This is a genomic window from Pseudomonas sp. SbOxS1, from assembly GCF_013416725.1.
Classification (GTDB): domain Bacteria; phylum Pseudomonadota; class Gammaproteobacteria; order Pseudomonadales; family Pseudomonadaceae; genus Aquipseudomonas.
Genome location: NZ_JAAVXC010000002.1, coordinates 93,932 through 113,636 on the forward strand (window position 1 = coordinate 93,932; position 19,705 = coordinate 113,636).

At 59.1% G+C, this 19,705-nt stretch carries 18 protein-coding genes; 12 read left to right on the forward strand and 6 right to left on the reverse strand.

Annotation, left to right across the window (positions count from 1 at the left end; all coding sequences use genetic code 11):
• The first annotated feature begins 42 nt into the window (after positions 1–42).
• The 4 genes from fmt (at position 43) to HFK74_RS01370 (ending at position 4,137) form a co-directional block, all read left to right on the forward strand.
• Positions 43–1,002, forward strand: a complete 960-nt coding sequence (gene fmt / locus HFK74_RS01355) for a methionyl-tRNA formyltransferase (protein WP_180202053.1) — start codon at positions 43–45, stop codon at positions 1,000–1,002.
• On the forward strand, positions 999–2,309 hold the full coding sequence (gene rsmB, locus HFK74_RS01360) for a 16S rRNA (cytosine(967)-C(5))-methyltransferase RsmB (protein WP_180202054.1): 1,311 nt from the start codon (positions 999–1,001) through the stop codon (positions 2,307–2,309). Before fmt ends, rsmB begins: the two co-directional genes overlap by 4 nt.
• A gap of 22 nt (positions 2,310–2,331) precedes the next feature.
• Entirely contained in the window at positions 2,332–3,705 is a 1,374-nt protein-coding gene (gene trkA / locus HFK74_RS01365) for a Trk system potassium transporter TrkA (protein ID WP_180202055.1), read from the forward strand.
• Positions 3,706–3,822: 117 nt separating this feature from the next.
• On the forward strand, positions 3,823–4,137 hold the full coding sequence (locus HFK74_RS01370; RefSeq protein WP_008064640.1) for a tetratricopeptide repeat protein: 315 nt from the start codon (positions 3,823–3,825) through the stop codon (positions 4,135–4,137).
• A 25-nt stretch (positions 4,138–4,162) separates the two neighbouring features.
• Here the strand turns inward: HFK74_RS01370 and HFK74_RS01375 are convergent, their stop codons facing one another.
• Complete coding sequence (locus HFK74_RS01375; protein ID WP_008064638.1) at positions 4,163–5,050, reverse strand: lysophospholipid acyltransferase; 888 nt, start codon at positions 5,048–5,050, stop codon at positions 4,163–4,165.
• Positions 5,051–5,090: 40 nt separating this feature from the next.
• Positions 5,091–5,648 (reverse strand): DNA-3-methyladenine glycosylase I, encoded by a 558-nt coding sequence (gene tag / locus HFK74_RS01380; RefSeq protein WP_180202056.1) that lies wholly within the window; start codon positions 5,646–5,648, stop codon positions 5,091–5,093.
• Positions 5,649–5,729: 81 nt separating this feature from the next.
• On the opposite strand from tag, the gene glyQ reads away from it, so the two are divergent.
• The 4 genes from glyQ (at position 5,730) to HFK74_RS01400 (ending at position 10,120) form a co-directional block, all read left to right on the forward strand.
• Positions 5,730–6,683: a glycine--tRNA ligase subunit alpha gene (gene glyQ, locus HFK74_RS01385; RefSeq protein ID WP_003213601.1), complete on the forward strand. Its 954-nt coding sequence runs from the start codon at positions 5,730–5,732 to the stop codon at positions 6,681–6,683.
• Positions 6,680–8,734, forward strand: coding sequence for a glycine--tRNA ligase subunit beta (glyS, locus tag HFK74_RS01390; RefSeq protein ID WP_180202057.1), 2,055 nt, complete (start codon positions 6,680–6,682; stop codon positions 8,732–8,734). The genes glyQ and glyS overlap by 4 nt, the downstream gene beginning before the upstream one ends.
• A 6-nt stretch (positions 8,735–8,740) precedes the next feature.
• Positions 8,741–9,274 (forward strand): D-glycero-beta-D-manno-heptose 1,7-bisphosphate 7-phosphatase, encoded by a 534-nt coding sequence (gene gmhB, locus HFK74_RS01395; RefSeq protein ID WP_033045461.1) that lies wholly within the window; start codon positions 8,741–8,743, stop codon positions 9,272–9,274.
• A gap of 66 nt (positions 9,275–9,340) precedes the next feature.
• Entirely contained in the window at positions 9,341–10,120 is a 780-nt protein-coding gene (locus tag HFK74_RS01400) for a 1-acyl-sn-glycerol-3-phosphate acyltransferase (protein WP_180202058.1), read from the forward strand.
• A gap of 265 nt (positions 10,121–10,385) precedes the next feature.
• On the opposite strand, the gene gyrB is transcribed toward HFK74_RS01400, so the two are convergent.
• Genes gyrB through dnaA form a run of 4 tightly spaced genes read right to left on the reverse strand, consistent with a single transcriptional unit; the run spans position 10,386 to position 16,601 of the window.
• A complete protein-coding gene (gene gyrB / locus HFK74_RS01405) occupies positions 10,386–12,803 on the reverse strand; it encodes a DNA topoisomerase (ATP-hydrolyzing) subunit B (protein ID WP_008064629.1) in 2,418 nt (805 codons plus the stop codon).
• 5 nt (positions 12,804–12,808) lie between these two features.
• Complete coding sequence (gene recF, locus HFK74_RS01410; protein WP_008064628.1) at positions 12,809–13,912, reverse strand: DNA replication/repair protein RecF; 1,104 nt, start codon at positions 13,910–13,912, stop codon at positions 12,809–12,811.
• A gap of 20 nt (positions 13,913–13,932) precedes the next feature.
• Complete coding sequence (gene dnaN / locus HFK74_RS01415; protein ID WP_008064624.1) at positions 13,933–15,036, reverse strand: DNA polymerase III subunit beta; 1,104 nt, start codon at positions 15,034–15,036, stop codon at positions 13,933–13,935.
• A gap of 38 nt (positions 15,037–15,074) precedes the next feature.
• Positions 15,075–16,601 carry a chromosomal replication initiator protein DnaA gene (gene dnaA / locus HFK74_RS01420; protein WP_180202059.1) on the reverse strand — a complete coding sequence of 509 codons (1,527 nt, stop codon included), beginning with the start codon at positions 16,599–16,601 and terminating at the stop codon, positions 15,075–15,077.
• A 566-nt stretch (positions 16,602–17,167) separates the two neighbouring features.
• On the opposite strand from dnaA, the gene rpmH reads away from it, so the two are divergent.
• From rpmH to yidC, 4 genes are read left to right on the forward strand one after another with little or no spacing between them, the layout of a single operon-like run.
• A complete protein-coding gene (rpmH, locus tag HFK74_RS01425; protein WP_003213577.1) occupies positions 17,168–17,302 on the forward strand; it encodes a 50S ribosomal protein L34 in 135 nt (44 codons plus the stop codon).
• A 16-nt stretch (positions 17,303–17,318) separates the two neighbouring features.
• Positions 17,319–17,720 carry a ribonuclease P protein component gene (gene rnpA, locus HFK74_RS01430; RefSeq protein WP_197677877.1) on the forward strand — a complete coding sequence of 134 codons (402 nt, stop codon included), beginning with the start codon at positions 17,319–17,321 and terminating at the stop codon, positions 17,718–17,720.
• Positions 17,713–17,958, forward strand: a complete 246-nt coding sequence (gene yidD / locus HFK74_RS01435) for a membrane protein insertion efficiency factor YidD (RefSeq protein WP_080725322.1) — start codon at positions 17,713–17,715, stop codon at positions 17,956–17,958. The genes rnpA and yidD overlap by 8 nt, the downstream gene beginning before the upstream one ends.
• 2 nt (positions 17,959–17,960) lie before the next feature.
• The gene (gene yidC / locus HFK74_RS01440; RefSeq protein WP_008064617.1) at positions 17,961–19,640 is read left to right on the forward strand and encodes a membrane protein insertase YidC; all 1,680 of its coding nucleotides are present in this window, start codon (positions 17,961–17,963) and stop codon (positions 19,638–19,640) included.
• Positions 19,641–19,705: the final 65 nt, after the last annotated feature.

The window sequence follows — 19,705 nt, forward strand, 5'->3', positions numbered from 1 at the left end:
AAGCCTTTTTCTTTTCAAGATGCTTTGTAATCGAGAGCTTTCATGACTGAGCCACTGCGCATTGTCTTTGCCGGCACCCCGGAATTCGCCGCCGAACACCTCAAGGCCCTGCTCGACAGCCCTTACGAGATCGTTGCGGTCTACACCCAGCCGGATCGCCCGGCGGGGCGTGGGCAAAAGCTGATGCCGAGCCCGGTCAAGCAACTGGCCCTTGAAAACAATATCGTGGTGTTGCAACCCCCGACCTTGCGCAATGCCGACGCCCAGGCCGAACTGGCCGCACTGAAGCCGGACCTGATGGTGGTGGTCGCTTACGGCCTGATCCTGCCGCAGGTGGTACTGGATATTCCGCGCCTGGGCTGCATCAACAGCCACGCCTCCCTGCTGCCTCGCTGGCGCGGTGCGGCGCCGATCCAGCGCGCCGTCGAAGCCGGCGACAGCGAAAGCGGCGTGACGGTGATGCGCATGGAAGCCGGCCTCGACACCGGGCCGATGCTGCTCAAAGTCGTCACGCCGATCAGCGCCCAGGACACCGGTGGCAGCCTGCATGACCGCCTGGCGGAAATGGGTCCGCCTGCTGTGATCCAGGCGATTGCCGGCCTCGCCGCCGGAACGCTGGAAGGTGAAGTACAGGACGACAGCCTGGCCACCTATGCCCACAAATTGAACAAGGACGAGGCACGCATCGACTGGTCGCGGCCAGCGGTTGAGCTGGAGCGTCTGGTTCGCGCCTTCAACCCTTGGCCGATCACCCACAGCACACTGAACGGCGAAGCGTTGAAAGTGCTGGCGGCGAACCTGGCCGAAGGGCAGGGCGCACCAGGTGAAATCCTCGGCGCCAGCAAGGACGGGCTGATCGTCGCCTGCAGTCAGCAGGCCCTGTGCCTGACCCGCCTGCAATTGCCCGGTGGCAAGGCGCTGAACTTCAGTGACCTGTTCAACAGCCGTCGTGAGAAATTCGCCATTGGCACCGTCCTCGGTCAAGCGGTGGACGCTCAATGAACCCGCGTCTGGCCGCCGCCAAGGCACTCGCCGCTGTCCTGAACGGTAAAGCTTCGCTCAACAGTTCTCTGCCGACGCAACTGGACAAAGTCGAAGACCGTGATCGCGGCTTCACCCAGGATCTGGCGTTTGGCACCGCTCGCTGGCAACCGCGCTTGTCGGCGCTGGCGGCCAAGCTGCTGCAGAAACCGTTCAAGGCTGCCGACGCCGATGTCGAAGCGCTGTTGCTGGTCGGTCTCTACCAACTGCTCTACACCCGCGTCCCGCCCCACGCCGCGATCGGCGAAACCGTGGGTTGCGCCGACAAGCTGAAAAAGCCTTGGGCCAAGGCCTTGCTCAATGCCGTACTGCGCCGCGCGCAACGGGAAAGTGAAACGTTGCTGGCCGAGCTGGAACACGACCCCGTCGTACGTACCGCGCACCCGCGCTGGCTGCAAAAGTCGCTCAAAGCCTTCTGGCCCGAGCAGTGGGAAGCCATTTGCACGGCGAATAACGCGCACCCGCCGATGATCCTGCGGGTCAACCGCCGTCATCACAGCCGTGAGGCCTACCTTGGCCTGCTCGGTGAAGCGGGTATCGCCGCCAATGCATGCGTTTACAGCCGCGACGGCATCATCCTTGAGGCAGCCGCCGACGTGCGCAGCCTGCCAGGCTTCGCCGAAGGCTGGATCAGCGTGCAGGACGAAGCGGCACAACTGGCTGCCGATTTGCTGGACCTGGCGCCGGGCCAACGCGTGCTCGATGCCTGCTGCGCACCCGGTGGCAAGACCTGCCACATCCTCGAAGCCGAACCCAAGCTGGCCGGTGTCGTCGCGGTGGACCTTGAAGCCAAGCGCCTGGTGCGGGTACGCGAGAACCTCGAACGCCTGAAACTGAGTGCCGAACTGATCGCCGCCGACGGCCGCGACACTGCAACGTGGTGGGACGGAAAGCCCTTCCAGCGCATCCTCCTCGATGCACCGTGCTCGGCCACCGGCGTGATTCGCCGTCACCCGGACATCAAGCTGACTCGCCAGGCCGATGACATTGCCGCGCTGGCGTTGCTGCAAGGCGAACTGCTGGACGCCCTGTGGATGACACTGGAAGTCGGCGGCATCCTGCTCTACGCCACCTGTTCCACACTGCCGACCGAGAACACCGAAGTGATCGAGGCTTTCCTAGCCCGCACCCCGGGTGCCCGCGAACTGGACCTGGCCACGACGGCCGGGATCAAACAGCCCCATGGCCGGCAATTGCTCGCCCAGGAAGGCGGCCACGACGGTTTCTACTACGCCAAGCTGATCAAGATCGCCGCCGCACGCGGTTAAACGGATTCAACGGAGTGACTGGATGAAAATCATCATCCTCGGAGCGGGGCAGGTCGGCGGTTCGCTGGCGGAGCACCTGGCAAGCGAAGCGAATGACATTACCGTGGTCGACACCGATGGCGAACGCCTGCGCGACCTCGGTGACCGGCTGGACATCCGCACGGTACAAGGTCGCGGTTCGCTGCCGAGCATTCTGCGCCAGGCTGGCGCCGACGATGCCGACATGCTGGTCGCCGTGACCAGCAGCGATGAAACCAACATGGTGGCCTGCCAGGTTGCCCATACCCTGTTCCACACACCGACCAAGATCGCCCGCGTCCGTGAAGCGGCGTACTTGACCCGCACTGAACTGTTCGACAACGAAGCGATCCCGGTGGATGTGCTGATCAGCCCCGAGCAAGTGGTCACCAACTACATCAAGCGCCTGATCCAGCATCCAGGCGCCTTGCAGGTGATCGACTTCGCCGAGGGCAAGGCGCAGTTGGTCGCGGTGCGGGCCTATTACGGCGGGCCGCTGGTGGGTCAGCAACTGCGCCAGCTGCGTGAGCACATGCCGAACGTCGAAACCCGCGTGGCGGCGATTTTCCGTCGCGACCGGCCGATCCTGCCGCAGGGCGATACGGTGATCGAAGCGGACGACGAAGTGTTTTTCATTGCCGCACGGGCGAATATTCGCGCGGTCATGAGTGAAATGCGCCGTCTCGACGAGACTTACAAGCGCATCGTCATCGCCGGCGGCGGGCAAATCGGCGAACGTCTGGCCGAAGCCATTGAAAGCCGTTACCAGGTAAAGATCATCGAGATGAACCCGGCACGCTGCCGTCATCTCTCGGACAACCTCGACAGCACCGTGGTGTTGCAGGGCAGCGCCTCCGACCGCGACCTGTTGCTGGAAGAGAACATCGCCGACGCCGACATCTTCCTGGCCCTGACCAACGATGACGAAGCCAACATCATGTCATCGCTGCTGGCCAAGCGCCTGGGGGCGAAGAAGGTGATGACCATCATCAACAACCCGGCCTACGTCGACCTGATCCAGGGCGGTGACATCGACATCGCCATCAGCCCTCAACTGGCCACCATCGGCACCTTGCTGGCTCACGTGCGTCGCGGCGATATCGTCAGCGTGCACTCATTGCGCCGCGGTGCGGCTGAAGCCATCGAGGCCATTGCCCATGGCGATGCGAAATCGAGCAAGGTGATCGGTAAGGCCATCGAGAACATCGGCTTGCCGCCTGGCACCACCATTGGCGCCATTATCCGCGATGAAGAGGTGATTATCGCGCACGATGACACCGTGATCGCCGCCGGTGACCATGTGATCCTGTTCCTTGTGGATAAAAAGCATATTCGCGATGTGGAAAAACTGTTCCATGTCGGATTGAGCTTCTTCTGAACCTTTAGGACGCCTTCGCTGGCAAGCCAGCTCCTACAGAGGATCGCGCATAACCTGTAGGAGCCGGCTTGCCGGCGAAGGCGATATCGAAAACGACACCTATTCGGAATTTATTCCATGATCGAATCCCTGGAAAAAATGCTCGCCAAGGGTGTGGATAACTCATTGCTGCGCTTCGGCCTGGGCAAGGGTTACCTGGATCTTGGGGATAACGCCAAGGCAGTCGAGCATTTCCAGCGCTGCGTCGAGATCGATCCGAAGTACTCGGCTGCCTGGAAGCTATTAGGCAAGGCTCATCTGGCGCTGGCGGATTTTGCAGCGGCGCGACAAGCCTGGGAGAAAGGCCTGGAAGCCGCCCAAAACCACGGCGATAAACAGGCCGAGAAAGAAATGACCGTGTTTCTGAAGAAGCTCGACCGTCAGGCGCACTGACTGCAGATCGCCCAAGCCGACCAACTCAGTACCAGCGTTCCTCACCCGGAGGACGCTTCTTGAAGCGCTTCATGCTCCACATGTACTGGCTCGGATACGCCCGCACATAGCGCTCGACGACCTGGCTCATGGCTGCGCAAGACGTGGCGGTATCGGTGCTGTACATCGCCTCGGGCGCGGCTTCCAGGATCACTTTGTAACCAGACCCGTCCGGCAACCGCAGCGCATGCAGGAACACACCAACCGCTTTGCCACCGGCGAGCATGTTCGGCACAAACTTGCTGGTCAGCGCCTGTACGGCGAAGAACGGCACGAAGATCCCGGCGGATTCGGCCGGTTCCGGGTCGGCGGGAATGCCCACTGCACCACCCCTGCGCACTTCCTTGATCACGCTGAGAATGCCTTCCTTGGTGGAAGCGGCCACCTTGTTGCCCAGTTGCACCCGTTGCTTTTGCAGCAATTCATCCACCGCTTTCAATTTCGGCGGACGATAGAAAATGATCGGTTTGCACTGGCTGCAGTAGAAGTGGTTGAGCACTTCCCAGTTGCCCAGGTGACTGGTGATGCCCACCACGCCTTTGCCGGAAGCGAGGGCGTCTTTCAATACGTCGAGGCCTTCCACTTCGCGGACCAGGTCGATGGAGCGCTGGGCCGGCCAGATCCAGGCACAGGCGCTTTCGGTCAGGGACTTGCCAATGTCTTTCAGGCTCTGGCCGACCAGACGCTCGCGTTCGGCAGGATCCATGTCCGGAAAGCATTTGGAGAGGTTGATCCGCACCACGTCGCGGGAACGGTTGGGGGTTTTCCACATCACCCAGCCAATCGCCGAGCCGACAGCCTGCACTGCCCGCCACGGGAGCAGGGCAAACAGCCGCAGAGCGCCTACCAGCAAGGCGCCTTTAAACTTATCCACAGGTCACTCCTGATCTTGTGCTGTGCGCGAGGCGGCTATTCTAACCGCCGTTGACCAGCTGCGCGTAGCGATCGCAATCGCGGGTATGGTCCATGACCATGCCCGAGGCCTGCATCAGGGCGTAGCAGATGGTCGGGCCAACGAAGGTGAACCCGGCCTTTTTCAAGCCTTTGCTCATCTCCACCGCCTCGGGCGTGATGGCCGGCACTTCGCTGCGATCCTTGAAATGATTAATTTTCGGCACGCCGCCGACAAAAGACCAGAGAAACCCCACCGGGTCCTCCAGCGCCATCCAGGCCTGGGCATTGCGTCGGGCCGCATTGAGCTTGAGGCGATTGCGGATGATGCCCGGGTCGAGCATCAATTCATCGATTTCCGCGTCGCTCATCTGCGCCACGCGCTGCACGTCGAAGCCGTACATCACCTGGCGATAATGCTCGCGTTTACGCAGCACGGTGATCCAGGATAGGCCGGCCTGGAACCCTTCGAGCAAAAGCAACTCGAACAATGCCTGCGCATCGCGTAGCGGCGTGCCCCACTCCTGATCGTGATAAGCCATGTACAGCGGATCTTCGGTACACCAAAAGCAGCGTGGCATAGGGCTCCAGGGGGCGTGCGCAGCAACGAATCGGGTATACTCCCGCTCTTTAAATCGCAGCCCAAGAAACAGGTGAATTTCGTGAGCCAGCCTACGCCAGCCGTGCGTACCTTCCAAGACTTGATCCTCGCCCTCCAGCAATACTGGGCCGAGCAAGGTTGTGTGGTACTTCAGCCCTACGATATGGAAGTAGGCGCCGGCACTTTCCACACCGCTACATTCCTGCGCGCCATTGGCCCGGAAACCTGGAACGCCGCTTATGTGCAGCCAAGTCGTCGCCCGACTGACGGCCGCTACGGCGAAAACCCGAACCGTCTGCAGCACTACTACCAGTTCCAGGTAGTGCTCAAGCCGAACCCGGACAACTTCCAGGAGCTGTACCTGGGCTCCCTCAAGCACGTGGGCCTGGACCCATTGGTGCATGACATCCGCTTCGTCGAAGACAACTGGGAATCGCCGACCCTTGGCGCCTGGGGTCTGGGCTGGGAAGTCTGGCTCAACGGCATGGAAGTGACCCAGTTCACCTACTTCCAGCAAGCGGGCGGCATCGAATGCTACCCGGTGACCGGCGAGATCACCTACGGCCTCGAGCGTCTGGCCATGTACCTGCAAGGCGTGGACTCGGTCTACGACCTGGTCTGGGCTGACGGTCCGTTCGGCAAAGTGACCTACGGCGACGTGTTCCACCAGAACGAAGTTGAGCAGTCGACCTACAACTTCGAACACGCCAACGTCGAGAAGCTGTTCGAACTGTTCGATTTCTACGAAAGCGAAGCCAAGCGCCTGATCGAACTCGACCAGCCGCTGCCGTTGCCGAGCTACGAAATGGTGTTGAAGGCGTCCCACACCTTCAACCTGCTGGATGCGCGCCGTGCAATCTCGGTAACCGCGCGTCAGCAATACATCCTGCGTGTACGCACCCTGGCGCGTTCCGTTGCGCAAGCCTACCTGCTGGCTCGCGCCAAGCTGGGCTTCCCGATGGCGACCCCGGACCTGCGTGACGAAGTACTGGCCAAGCTGGAGGCTGCACAATGAGTGCTCTGGATTTTCTGGTTGAATTGGGCACTGAAGAACTGCCACCCAAGGCCCTGAACACCCTGGCCGAGGCGTTCCTTGCCGGTATCGACAAGGGCCTGCAAGCTGCCGGCCTGAACTACGAGACCAAAACCGTGTATGCCGCGCCGCGCCGTCTGGCGGTGCTGATCACCTCGCTGGCCACCCAGCAGCCGGATCGCAGCATCAACCTCGACGGCCCGCCACGTCAGGCCGCGTTCGATGCCGAAGGCAACCCGACTCAAGCGGCACTGGGCTTTGCCAAGAAGTGCGGCGTCGACCTGAGCGAAATCGATCAGAGCGGCCCGAAACTGCGCTACAGCCAAAGCATCGCCGGCAAACCGACCGCGAGCCTGCTGCCGACCATCGTCGAAGATTCGCTGAACGACCTGCCGATTCCGAAGCGCATGCGCTGGGGCGCGCGCAAGGAAGAGTTCGTGCGTCCGACCCAATGGCTGGTGATGCTGCTCGGTGACCAGGTCATCGATTGCACCATCCTCGCCCAGAAGTCCGGCCGTGAATCCCGTGGTCACCGCTTCCACCACCCGGAAAGCGTGCGCATCGGTTCGCCGTCCAGCTACCTGGCCGACCTGCGTGCCGCTTACGTGCTGGCCGACGCCAACGAGCGTCGCGACATCATCAGCAAGCGCACCGAAGAGCTGGCCACCCGTCAGGAAGGCACGGCGATCGTTCCGCCAGCCCTGCTCGATGAAGTGACCGCGCTGGTCGAATGGCCCGTGCCGCTGGTGTGCTCGTTCGAAGAGCGTTTCCTCGACGTGCCGCAAGAAGCGCTGATCACCACCATGCAGGACAACCAGAAGTACTTCTGCCTGCTGGATGCCGAAGGCAAGTTGTTGCCACGTTTCATTACCGTGGCCAACATCGAAAGCAAAGACCCGCAGCAGATCATCGCCGGTAACGAAAAAGTGGTTCGCCCACGCCTGACCGACGCCGAGTTCTTCTTCAAGCAAGACAAGAAGCAGAAGCTCGAAGACTTCAACCAGCGCCTGCAAAACGTGGTGTTCCAGGAAAAACTCGGCAGCGTCTACGACAAGGCCGAGCGCGTTTCCAAGCTCGCCGCCTACATCGCTGCGCGCATCGGCGGCAACGCCTCGTGGGCCGCTCGCGCAGGTTTGCTGTCGAAATGCGACCTGTCCACCGAAATGGTCGGCGAGTTCCCGGAGATGCAAGGTGTCGCCGGCTACTACTACGCCCTCAATGACGGCGAGCCGGAAGACGTCGCCCTGGCCCTGAACGAGCAGTACATGCCGCGCGGTGCCGGCGCTGAACTGCCGTCCACCCTGACCGGTGCGGCCGTGGCCATCGCCGACAAGCTCGACACCCTCGTGGGGATCTTCGGGATCGGCATGCTGCCAACCGGTAGCAAAGACCCGTACGCCCTGCGCCGCGCCGCATTGGGTGTGCTGCGTATCCTGATCGAGAAACAGCTGGATCTGGACCTGAACGACGCCGTGGCCTTCGCCGTGAATGCGTTCGGTACCAAGGTCAAGGCTGCCGGCCTCAACGAGGCCGTGCTGGAGTTCATCTTCGACCGTCTGCGTGCTCGTTATGAGGATGAAGGCGTCGACGTGGCGACCTACCTGTCGGTTCGCGCCTTGAACCCGGGTTCGGCCCTGGACTTCGACCAGCGCGTGCAAGCGGTACAGGCCTTCCGCAAGTTGCCGGAAGCCGCGGCCCTGGCGGCGGTGAACAAGCGCGTATCGAACTTGCTGAGCAAGGTCGAAGGCTCGGTGCCGACCGTGGTGGAAGCCAAGTACTTCGACAATGCCAACGAGTTCTCCCTGTACTCGGCGATCCAGCAGGCGGACCAGGCTGTCCAGCCTATGGCCGCGGCACGTCAGTACAGCGAATCGCTGGCACGCCTGGCCGCCTTGCGCGAGCCGGTGGACGCGTTCTTCGAAGCGGTGATGGTCAACGCGGAAGACGCCAATGTGCGCGCCAACCGTTATGCACTGCTGGCGCGTCTGCGTGGCTTGTTCCTCGGCGTCGCCGATATTTCGTTGCTGGGGTAAGACTGTTTGAAACTGCTGATTCTCGATCGGGACGGGGTGATCAATTACGACTCCGACGCTTACATCAAGTCGGTGGAGGAGTGGATTCCACTCCCCGGTTCGATCGAAGCCATCGCGCAGTTGAGCAAGGCCGGCTGGACGGTGGCGGTCGCCACCAACCAGTCGGGCATCGCTCGCGGCTATTACGATCTCGCCACCCTGGACGCCATGCACGAGCGCTTGCGCTCGCTGGTGGCCGAGCAGGGTGGTGAAGTCGGCCTGATCGTCTATTGCCCGCACGGGCCAGACGACGGCTGCGATTGCCGCAAGCCAAAACCCGGGATGTTGAAAAGCATCGCCGCACATTACAACGTATCGCTGACTGATCTATGGTTTGTCGGCGATAGTCTCGGTGACCTGGAAGCCGCCAAAGCCGTCGATTCTCAGCCAGTTTTAGTTAAGACCGGGAAAGGCGAAAAGACTTTGGGCAAGACCCTACCGGCAGGCACTTTGATTTTCGACGATCTGGCGGCGATTGCCGCAGAACTTATCCACAATTAGAGCGCTTTCGACAGATCGGGAGTGCGCTTGAACAGTCGGGCAGTGCCCGTAACGGTAAACGTCGCCATGTCGATACTGCAGGCCATCAGAACATTTCTCTTTTACCTGCTGCTGGGCACCAGCTCTCTGCTGTGGTGCAGCCTGAGTTTTTTTATCGCGCCCTTTCTGCCGTTCAAGGCGCGCTATCGGTTCATCAACGTGTATTGGTGCCGCTGCGCCTTGTGGCTGAGCAAAGTGTTCCTGGGCATTCGCTACGAAGTGAAGGGTGCCGAGAACGTGCCCACACAGCCCTGCGTGATCCAGTCGAACCACCAGAGCACCTGGGAGACATTCTTTCTCTCGGCCTATTTCGAGCCATTGAGCCAGGTGCTAAAGCGCGAACTGCTCTACGTGCCTTTCTTCGGCTGGGCCATGGCCATGCTGCGCCCGATCGCCATCGACCGGGACAACCCGAAAGCGGCACTCAAGCATGTCGCCAAGAAAGGCGATGAATTGCTCAAGGATAACGTCTGGGTGCTGATTTTCCCCGAAGGCACGCGCGTTCCCTACGGCACCATCGGCAAATTCTCGCGAGGCGGAACGGCGCTGGCAGTGAATGCCGAGCTACCGGTACTGCCGATTGCCCACAACGCTGGCAAGTTCTGGCCAAAAACCGGCTGGAAGAAGAAGCAGGGCGTCATCACCGTGATCATCGGCGCGCCGATGTATGCCGAAGGTAGCGGACCCCGCGCCATCGCCGATTTGAACGACCGGGTTCAGGCCTGGAACGAACAAATTCAACGGGAAATGGGCTCTTTGCCACCCGCTCCACAAGCGCCGGCTGCCAACGATCAGGTGGTTGTCTGAGGTTCTGTGGATAACCTGTGTACCGTTTGTGAGAAAAGTGCTGTTTTTTGAATCTAACTTGATGATTTATATAGATATTTCTTAAAGCGAAAAAAACCCGAAAAACGTGCATAAGTTTTTTTCGGGCGCAAAAAAACCGGCTGATATAGCCGGTTTTTTTATGCCTGTAATGTGGGTGATTCACGCTTGCAGAGGATTTTTCAAAATTCAAAAAAAAGGCCAACGCACATGCGTTGGCCTTTTTCGTTTGGCGAGTGAACCGGGATCAGAAGTCCAGGTTGGAAACCGCCAGGGCGTTGCTTTCGATGAAGTCACGGCGAGGCTCGACCGCATCACCCATCAGGGTGTTGAAGATCTGGTCTGCGCCAATGGCGTCTTCGATGGTCACTTTCAGCATCCGGCGAACGCTAGGGTCCATGGTGGTTTCCCACAGCTGATCCGGGTTCATCTCGCCCAGACCTTTGTATCGCTGGATGGTGTGGCGCTTGGTGCTTTCAGCCATCAGCCAGTCCAGGGCTTCCTTGAACTCGGTGACCGCCTTCTTGCGCTCCCCACGCTGGATGTATGCACCTTCGTCCAGCAGAGTGCTCAGCTGAGCGCCCAGGGACACAACGGTCTTGTAGTCGTTGCTGCCGAAGAAGTCGCGGTTGAAGGTGACGTAGTTCGACAGGCCATGGGAGATCAGTTCGACCTCTGGTAGCCAGACGTTACGCTCACGGTCTTCACGCAGGCTGGCCTTGTACACCAGGCCGGACTTCTCGACGGTGCGCAGGCGCACTTCGTACTGGGCCAGCCAATCCTGCATCGCCGCGTGATCGGACAATTGTTCCAGGCTGACGGCAGGCAGGTAGATGAAGTGCTCGGTCAGTTCCTGCGGGTACAGGCGCGACAGGCGCTTGAGGGTCTTCATCACCAGGCGGAAGTCATTCACCAGGCGCTCAAGGGCTTCGCCCGAGATACCCGGTGCATCTTCGTTCAGGTGCAGGCTCGCGTCTTCCAGGGCCGACTGCGTCATGTACTCTTCCATGGCGTCGTCGTCTTTGATGTACTGCTCTTGCTTGCCTTTCTTGACCTTGTACAGCGGTGGCTGGGCGATATAGATGTAGCCACGCTCGATCAGCTCTGGGAGCTGACGGAAGAAGAACGTCAGGAGCAGGGTACGGATGTGCGAACCGTCGACGTCAGCATCGGTCATGATGATGATGTTGTGATAACGCAACTTGTCGATGTTGTACTCTTCGCGGCCAATGCCGCAGCCCAGCGCGGTGATCAAGGTGCCCACTTCCTGGGAAGAGATCATCTTGTCGAAACGCGCTTTCTCGACGTTCAGGATCTTACCCTTGAGCGGGAGGATCGCCTGGGTCTTGCGGTTACGTCCCTGCTTGGCGGAGCCGCCAGCAGAGTCACCTTCCACGAGGTACAGTTCGGAGAGGGCAGGGTCCTTTTCCTGGCAGTCAGCCAGTTTGCCCGGCAGGCCGGCGATGTCCAGTGCGCCCTTACGACGGGTCATCTCACGGGCCTTGCGCGCGGCTTCACGAGCACGAGCCGCGTCGATCATCTTGCCGACAACCAGCTTGGCTTCGTTCGGGTTTTCCAGCAGGAAGTCGGAGAAGTACTTGCCCATTTCCTGTTCGACCGCGGTCTTCACTTCGGAAGAGACCAGCTTGTCCTTGGTCTGGGAGCTGAACTTCGGATCCGGCACTTTTACCGAAATGATCGCGGTCAGGCCTTCACGGGCATCGTCACCGGTGGTGGCGACCTTGTGCTTCTTCGCCAGGCCTTCGGCTTCGATATAGGTGTTGAGGTTACGCGTCAGTGCGGAACGGAAACCCACCAGGTGAGTACCGCCATCGCGCTGCGGAATGTTGTTGGTGAAGCACAACAGGTTCTCGTTGAAGCTGTCGTTCCACTGCAGGGCGATTTCCACGCCGATGCCGTCTTCACGCTGGATGTTGAAGTGGAACACCTGGTTGACCGGGGTCTTGTTGGTGTTCAGGTATTCAACGAACGCACGCAGGCCGCCTTCGTACTTGAACAGCTCTTCCTTGCCGCTGCGCTCGTCCTTGAGGACGATACCGACACCGGAGTTGAGGAAGGACAGTTCACGAATCCGCTTGGCCAGGATGTCCCAGCTGAAGTGGATGTTCTTGAAGGTTTCGCTGGAAGCCTTGAAGTGGATCTGGGTGCCGGTGGTTTCGCTGTCGCCAACGATCTTCATCGGTTCCTGCGGAACACCATGGACGTAGGTCTGTTCCCAGATCTTGCCGCTACGGCGAACGGTCAGCACCAGCTCTTCAGACAGGGCGTTCACTACCGAGACGCCTACGCCGTGCAGGCCGCCGGATACCTTGTAGGAGTTGTCATCGAACTTACCGCCGGCGTGCAGCACGGTCATGATGACCTCGGCTGCCGAAACGCCTTCTTCTTTGTGCACGTCTACCGGGATGCCACGGCCGTTGTCTTTGACGGTGATGGATTCATCCGGGTGAATGATGATGCTGATGTCGTCGCAGTGGCCGGCGAGCGCTTCGTCGATCGAGTTATCGACCACCTCGAACACCATGTGGTGCAGACCGCTGCCATCGTCGGTGTCACCAATGTACATACCGGGACGTTTGCGTACGGCATCCAGGCCTTTCAGCACTTTAATGCTCGTTGAGTCGTACGTATTTTCTTCGCTCAATGCCTTCACTCCCGATGGTCGTGGGTCTGGGTGATACGGCCCTGTTCCACGTGGAACAGGGCGACTGGCGTTTCCGTCTGCCAGCCTTCCCTCAATAATTCGTGGTCTACACAGGTGATGAACACCTGGCAGCGTAAGTCTTCCAGCAAGCGGCAAAGCGCACGGCGGTGCTGCTCGTCCAGTTCGGACGGCAAGTCATCCACCAGATAAATACACTGACCGCGTCGGGCCTGGCTGACCAGGTGACCCTGGGCGATGCGCAATGCGCAGACCACCAACTTTTGCTGTCCTCGGGACAGGATGTCCGCGGCATTGTGAGCGCCCAATCTGAGGCGCAAATCAGCACGTTGCGGTCCTGCCTGGGTATGCCCCATCTGCTGATCCCGCTGAAGGGATCCGGCGAGTACAGCGCTCAGTTCACGGTCTTTGTCCCAGCCCCGGTAATAGCTGAGCGTTAGGCCCTCGAGCTCAACCAGTTCGCTCAAGGTCTGTTCAAATACCGGTTTCAAGGCTTTGATGTAGGCGCGGCGGTATTCATCTATTTCAGCGCTGGCCTGGCACAACTCCCTGTCCCAAACCGCTTGAGAAACGGCGTCAAGTGTACCATGCCGCAGCCAAGAGTTTCTCTGGCGCAGGGCCTTCTGCAGGCGTTGCCAGGTAGACATGAAGCGGGGTTCCACGTGGAACACGCCCCAGTCGAGAAACTGTCGGCGAATCTTCGGCGCGCCTTCCAGCAGGCGAAAGCTGTCCGGGTTGATCAACTGCAGCGGCAGGATCTCGGCCAGTTGCGCCGCACTACGGGCGTTCTGTCCGTCGATCCGGATCTGGAACTCCCCCTGGCGGTCCCGCGAAATGCCCAAGGCGCTGTGTCCACCTTCGGCCAACTCGACCTGGCCAAATACCGTGCACGCCAATTGTTCGTATTGAATGACCGGTAATAAACGGGTGCTACGAAACGAACGGGCGAGCCCCAGCAGGTGAATGGCTTCCAGGACACTGGTTTTGCCGCTGCCGTTGGCGCCGTAAAGAATATTGATTCGGGGGGAGGGGGAGAAGGTCACCGGGTGCAGATTGCGCACCGCGGTGACCGAGACGCGACTTAAGGACATCTAGCTTCTGCTGAACATGATTACAGACGCATCGGCATGACGACGTAGGCCGAATCGTCGTTGTCGGACTCCTGGACCAGCGCACTGCTGTTGGAGTCAGACAGGATCAGGCGAACCTGCTCGGTGGTCATCACACCCAGTACGTCGAGCAAGTAGCTCACGTTGAAGCCGATTTCCAGGGAGCCTCCGTTGTACTCTACGCCGACTTCCTCTTCCGCTTCTTCCTGCTCCGGGTTGTTCGCCTGGATCTTCAGCTGACCAGCGGCCAGTTGCAGGCGGATGCCGCGGTACTTCTCGTTGGACAGAATCGCCGTGCGGCTGAACGCCTCGCGCAGTGCCTGGCGATCACCGAGCACCAGCTTGTCGCCGCCTTTTGGCAGAACGCGCTCGTAGTCCGGGAATTTGCCGTCGACCAGTTTCGAGGTGAAAGTGAACTCACCGGTGGTAGCGCGAATGTGGTGCTGGCCCAGGACAATGCTGACGATGCCGTCCGGCTCGGTCAGCAAACGTGCCAGTTCAAGGATACCCTTGCGCGGCACGATGACCTGGTGGCGATCCGGCTGGCCGATATCAGCCTGCATCGAGCACATCGCCAAGCGGTGACCGTCGGTGGCCACGGCGCGAATGACGCCTGCCGAAACTTCCAGCAGCATGCCGTTGAGGTAGTAACGTACGTCCTGCTGGGCCATGGCGAAGCTGGTGCGCTCGATCAGGCGACGCAGTTTGCTTTGCTCGAGGCTGCACGTCAGCGAGCCCGGACCTTCTTCCACGGTAGGGAAATCGTTGGCCGGCAGGGTCGAGAGGGTGAAGCGGCTACGGCCAGCCTTCACTACCAGCTTCTGTTCATCGACCTTGATGTCGATCAGCGCGTCGTTCGGCAGGCTTTTGCAGATGTCCATCAGTTTACGTGCAGGCACGGTGATGGAACCTGTTTCAGCAGGCTCTTCGAGTTGCACACGACCAACCAGCTCGACTTCAAGGTCGGTACCGGTCAGCGACAATTGCTGGCCTTCGACAACCAGCAGCACGTTGGAGAGCACCGGCAAGGTCTGGCGGCGCTCGACGACGCCTGCGACCAGTTGCAGGGGTTTCAACAGGGCTTCGCGTTGAATGGTGAAATGCATGGTCTAGTCCCTTGCCTTAAAAGCTGCGCTGGTGTTCATCAAGTGGTCAGTGTACGCAGCAGGTTCTTGTAGTCCTCGCGGATGTCCGCGTCGGATTCCTTAAGTTCGTTGATCTTGCGGCAGGCGTGCAAAACTGTCGTGTGGTCACGGCCACCAAACACATCACCGATTTCCGGCAGGCTGTGGTTGGTCAGTTCCTTTGACAACGCCATGGCGACCTGACGTGGACGGGCGACCGAGCGCGAACGACGTTTGGACAACAAATCCGAGATCTTGATCTTGTAGTACTCGGCGACGGTGCGCTGAATGTTATCCACAGAGACCAGTTTGTCTTGCAGCGCCAACAGATCCTTCAGGGACTCGCGGATCAGCTCGATGGTGATATCGCGACCCATGAAGTGCGAGTGGGCGATCACGCGTTTGAGCGCACCTTCCAGTTCGCGGACGTTGGAGCGAATGCGTTGGGCAATGAAGAACGCCGCATCGTGTGGCAGTTCGACTTTAGCCTGGTCGGCCTTCTTCATCAGGATCGCGACACGGGTTTCCAGTTCCGGTGGCTCCACAGCCACCGTGAGGCCCCACCCGAAACGGGACTTCAAGCGTTCTTCAAGGCCTTCGATTTCTTTCGGGTAGCGGTCACTGGTAAGAATGACCTGCTGGCCACCTTCAAGCAGGGCGTTGAAGGTGTGGAAAAACTCTTCCTGGGAACGTTCCTTGCGGGCGAAGAACTGAATGTCATCGATCAGCAAAGCATCCACCGAACGGTAGAAGCGCTTGAACTCGTTGATCGCGTTCAACTGCAGCGCCTTGACCATGTCGGCCACGAAGCGCTCGGAATGCAGGTACACGACCTTGGCGTTCGGGTTCTTCTTTAATAGATGGTTACCCACAGCATGCATCAAGTGGGTTTTACCCAGACCCACACCACCATAAAGGAACAGCGGGTTGTAACCGTGCTTGGGGTTGTCCGCCACTTGCCAGGCCGCGGCCCGGGCCAGTTGGTTGGACTTACCCTCAACGAAGTTCTCGAAGGTAAAGGTGCGGTTCAGGTAGCTGGTGTGCTTGAGCGCGCCTTCAACCTGGACAGTACGTTGTTCGGCGCGCACCGGAGCCTGCTGCGAACTGGCACCGGCCATGGGGTCGAAGCTGTCACGGGAAGGCTCAAGCTCGGTGACTTCAGCGGCTTTTTGCGTTGCACGCTTGGCCGGTGACGCGACTGGAGCCGCAGGCGCGGCGGCGGCCGCAGCGGAAGCAGCCTGAACCTGGGACGCCGCAGCGGCGGCCAGCGGCGCATTCGGCGCGGCGCGCGGAGCAGAACTGCGTTTGCTGCCTATTAATAAGGAAAGCGCAGGTGCCATGCCGTTGCCGTGCTCGTCGAGCAATTCCAGGACGCGACTCAGGTATTTCTCGTTGACCCAGTCCAGGACGAAACGATTGGGTGCATAGACACGCAACTCGTCGCCTTCGGCTTCGACCTGTAGTGGACGGATCCAAGTGTTGAATTGTTGGGCAGGCAGCTCATCGCGCAAAAGCTCCACGCACTGCTGCCAAAGTTCCACTGACACGGATATCCCCTAAGTTGAAAGCCGGTGAGGCAAAAACAAGCGGTCATTGTAACGGCCTGACGCCGACTTATCCACACGTAGGCGTGTCATGCACCGAGAAGAATCAAGGTTTTATACGGCAGAAAGACGACCAATGGTCTGTGCATAAGCTCTGTGGATAACCACCTCTAAGCTCATTGTACAAGTGGGGGCGAAACTCGGTGGATAACCTTCCTGTGGATAACAGCGCTTTCCACACACAGGTTATCCGACAGCGCAGCACAGGCTGAACACTGTTTTCCACTGTAGTTGTCATTCGCTGTACATCAGGTGATACAAGGGCTAAAGCTACTTATCCACAGACATCTGCTTCCTAAGCTTTTATAAGCTTTACAGAAAAGCTTTAAATACTCTCCTTCTTTATTTTTATGTTTGGCGAAGGGGCAGGGCCGGAAAAACCTCTGGAGATCTATTTATAAGGAAACGTTGGTTGGAAATTGACCTAGAGGCTTGCTTTCTCTAGAATCCCCGGTCTCTTAAAACGGGGGCCATTCCGGCCCGTTGTGGACGAACCAGGTAACACGACAATGAAACGTACTTTCCAACCAAGCACTATCAAACGCGCTCGTACCCACGGTTTCCGTGCTCGCATGGCTACCAAGAACGGTCGTGCCGTTCTGTCGCGCCGTCGCGCCAAAGGTCGTGCGCGTCTGGCAGTTTGATAAGCCGGCACTGGAGGTGAGTCAGGACTTCAGTCGGGAAAAGCGTCTGCTTACTCCCCGGCATTTCAAGGCAGTCTTTGACTCCCCTACCGGCAAGGTTCCGGGGAAAAATCTCCTGCTCCTTGCGCGTAACAACGATCTTGATCACCCCCGTCTCGGGCTGGTTATCGGGAAAAAGAGCGTAAAGCTCTCCGTTGAGCGCAATCGCCTCAAACGTCTGATGCGCGAATCGTTTCGCCTGAACCAGGATTTGCTGGTCGGCTGGGACATCGTTATCGTCGCGCGCAAAGGTTTGGGTGACGTAGAAAACCCCGAATTGATTCAGCATTTCGGCAAACTCTGGAAGCGTCTGGCACGCAGCACGCCGGTACCAGCAGTCAAAACCGAAACTGTAGGGGTAGACAGTCCAGATGCGTAAACTGGCACTCGTTCCGATCCAGTTTTATCGCTACGCCATTAGTCCCCTGATGGCCAGTCACTGTCGTTTCTACCCCAGTTGTTCCTGCTACGCGTTAGAAGCCATTGAAAATCATGGCCTTCTTCGCGGTGGCTGGCTGACCTTTCGTCGTTTAGGTCGCTGTCATCCGTGGAATCCCGGTGGTTATGACCCGGTTCCATCTATCCCTACCTCCCGTTCTTCTTCGATGGCCGAGTAATCATGGATATCAAACGCACGATCCTGATCGTCGCCCTGGCAATCGTGTCCTACGTTATGGTTCTTAAATGGAACCAGGACTATGGCCAGGCTGCCCTGCCGACTCAGAATGTTGCTTCCAGTACGACCGCACCGGGCCTCCCGGATACGGCCACTGGCAATAAAGCGTCCGTCAGTGACGACATTCCGCACGCCGCAAACGATACCAGCGCACCTGCCGAAACTCCGGTTGCTGCAAGCACCGACCTCATCCAGATCAAAACGGATGTGCTCGATCTGGCCATCGATCCACAAGGTGGTGATGTTGCCCAACTGAGATTGCCGCTGTATCCACGTCGTCAGGACCATCCGGAAATTCCATTCCAGCTGTTCGACAACGGCAACGAGCGGACCTATCTGGCACAAAGTGGCCTGATTGGCAGCAACGGCCCGGACGCAAGTCCTACCGGTCGTCCGGTTTACTCGGCGGAGAAGAAGGTTTACCAACTGGCTGATGGCCAGGACCAACTGGTCGTGGACCTGAAGTTCAGCAAGGACGGCGTCAACTACATCAAGCGTTTCACCCTGAAACGCGGCCTGTATGACGTAACCGTTTCCTACCTGATCGACAACCAGAGCGCTCAGCCCTGGTCCGGTGCAATGTTCGCGCAATTGAAGCGCGACGCCAGCTCCGATCCGTCTTCCAGCACTGCCACCGGTACCGCGACTTACCTGGGCGCTGCCCTGTGGACAAGTTCGGAACCGTACAAGAAAGTGTCCATGAAGGACATGGACAAGGCTGCGCTTAAAGAAACCGTCACCGGCGGCTGGGTTGCATGGTTGCAACACTACTTCGTGACCGCGTGGATTCCGGCGAAGGGCGAAAACAACGTCGTCCAGACCCGTAAAGACAGCAAAGGCAACTACATCATCGGTTACACCGGTCCTTCGTTGACCGTTGCTCCGGGTGCCAAGGCTGAAACCAGCGCTGTGCTGTACGCCGGTCCGAAAAGCCAGGCTGTCCTGAAAGAGTTGTCCCCAGGTCTGGAACTGACCGTCGACTACGGCATCCTGTGGTTCATCGCACAACCGATCTTCTGGTTGCTGCAACACATTCACGCGATTGTGGGTAACTGGGGCTGGTCGATCATCTTCCTGACCATGCTGATCAAGGGGATCTTCTTCCCGCTGTCGGCTGCCAGCTACAAATCCATGGCGCGCATGCGTGCAGTAGCGCCGAAACTGGCCGCGCTGAAAGAGCAACATGGCGATGACCGGCAGAAAATGTCGCAAGCCATGATGGAGCTGTACAAGAAAGAGAAGATCAATCCGCTGGGTGGTTGCTTGCCAATCCTCGTGCAGATGCCGGTATTCCTTTCGCTGTACTGGGTTCTGCTGGAAAGCGTTGAAATGCGCCAAGCGCCGTTCATGCTGTGGATTACCGACCTGTCGATCAAGGATCCGTTCTTCATTCTGCCGATCATCATGGGTGCAACCATGTTCATCCAGCAGCAGTTGAACCCGACTCCACCGGATCCGATGCAGGCCAAGGTGATGAAGCTGATGCCAATCATCTTCACCTTCTTCTTCCTGTGGTTCCCGGCTGGTCTGGTGCTGTACTGGGTAGTGAACAACTGCCTGTCGATCGCCCAACAGTGGTATATCACTCGTAAGATCGAAGCCGCTGCCAAAGCGACTGCCTGACTTACACTGTGGGTAACCACTCAAAACGCCCCCTAGTGGGGCGTTTTGCTATCTGTCACTTTTGT

Excerpts from the sequence above, each read along its gene's own strand:
- fmt (WP_180202053.1), top strand. The coding sequence starts at position 43 with ATGACTGAGCCACTGCGCATTGTCTTTGCCGGCACCCCGGAATTCGCC.
- rsmB (WP_180202054.1), top strand. The coding sequence starts at position 999 with ATGAACCCGCGTCTGGCCGCCGCCAAGGCACTCGCCGCTGTCCTGAAC.
- trkA (WP_180202055.1), top strand. The coding sequence starts at position 2,332 with ATGAAAATCATCATCCTCGGAGCGGGGCAGGTCGGCGGTTCGCTGGCG.
- HFK74_RS01370 (WP_008064640.1), top strand. The coding sequence starts at position 3,823 with ATGATCGAATCCCTGGAAAAAATGCTCGCCAAGGGTGTGGATAACTCA.
- tag (WP_180202056.1), bottom strand. The coding sequence starts at position 5,648 with ATGCCACGCTGCTTTTGGTGTACCGAAGATCCGCTGTACATGGCTTAT.
- glyS (WP_180202057.1), top strand. The coding sequence starts at position 6,680 with ATGAGTGCTCTGGATTTTCTGGTTGAATTGGGCACTGAAGAACTGCCA.
- HFK74_RS01400 (WP_180202058.1), top strand. The coding sequence starts at position 9,341 with ATGTCGATACTGCAGGCCATCAGAACATTTCTCTTTTACCTGCTGCTG.
- recF (WP_008064628.1), bottom strand. The coding sequence starts at position 13,912 with ATGTCCTTAAGTCGCGTCTCGGTCACCGCGGTGCGCAATCTGCACCCG.
- dnaN (WP_008064624.1), bottom strand. The coding sequence starts at position 15,036 with ATGCATTTCACCATTCAACGCGAAGCCCTGTTGAAACCCCTGCAACTG.
- rpmH (WP_003213577.1), top strand. The coding sequence starts at position 17,168 with ATGAAACGTACTTTCCAACCAAGCACTATCAAACGCGCTCGTACCCAC.
- yidD (WP_080725322.1), top strand. The coding sequence starts at position 17,713 with ATGCGTAAACTGGCACTCGTTCCGATCCAGTTTTATCGCTACGCCATT.
- yidC (WP_008064617.1), top strand. The coding sequence starts at position 17,961 with ATGGATATCAAACGCACGATCCTGATCGTCGCCCTGGCAATCGTGTCC.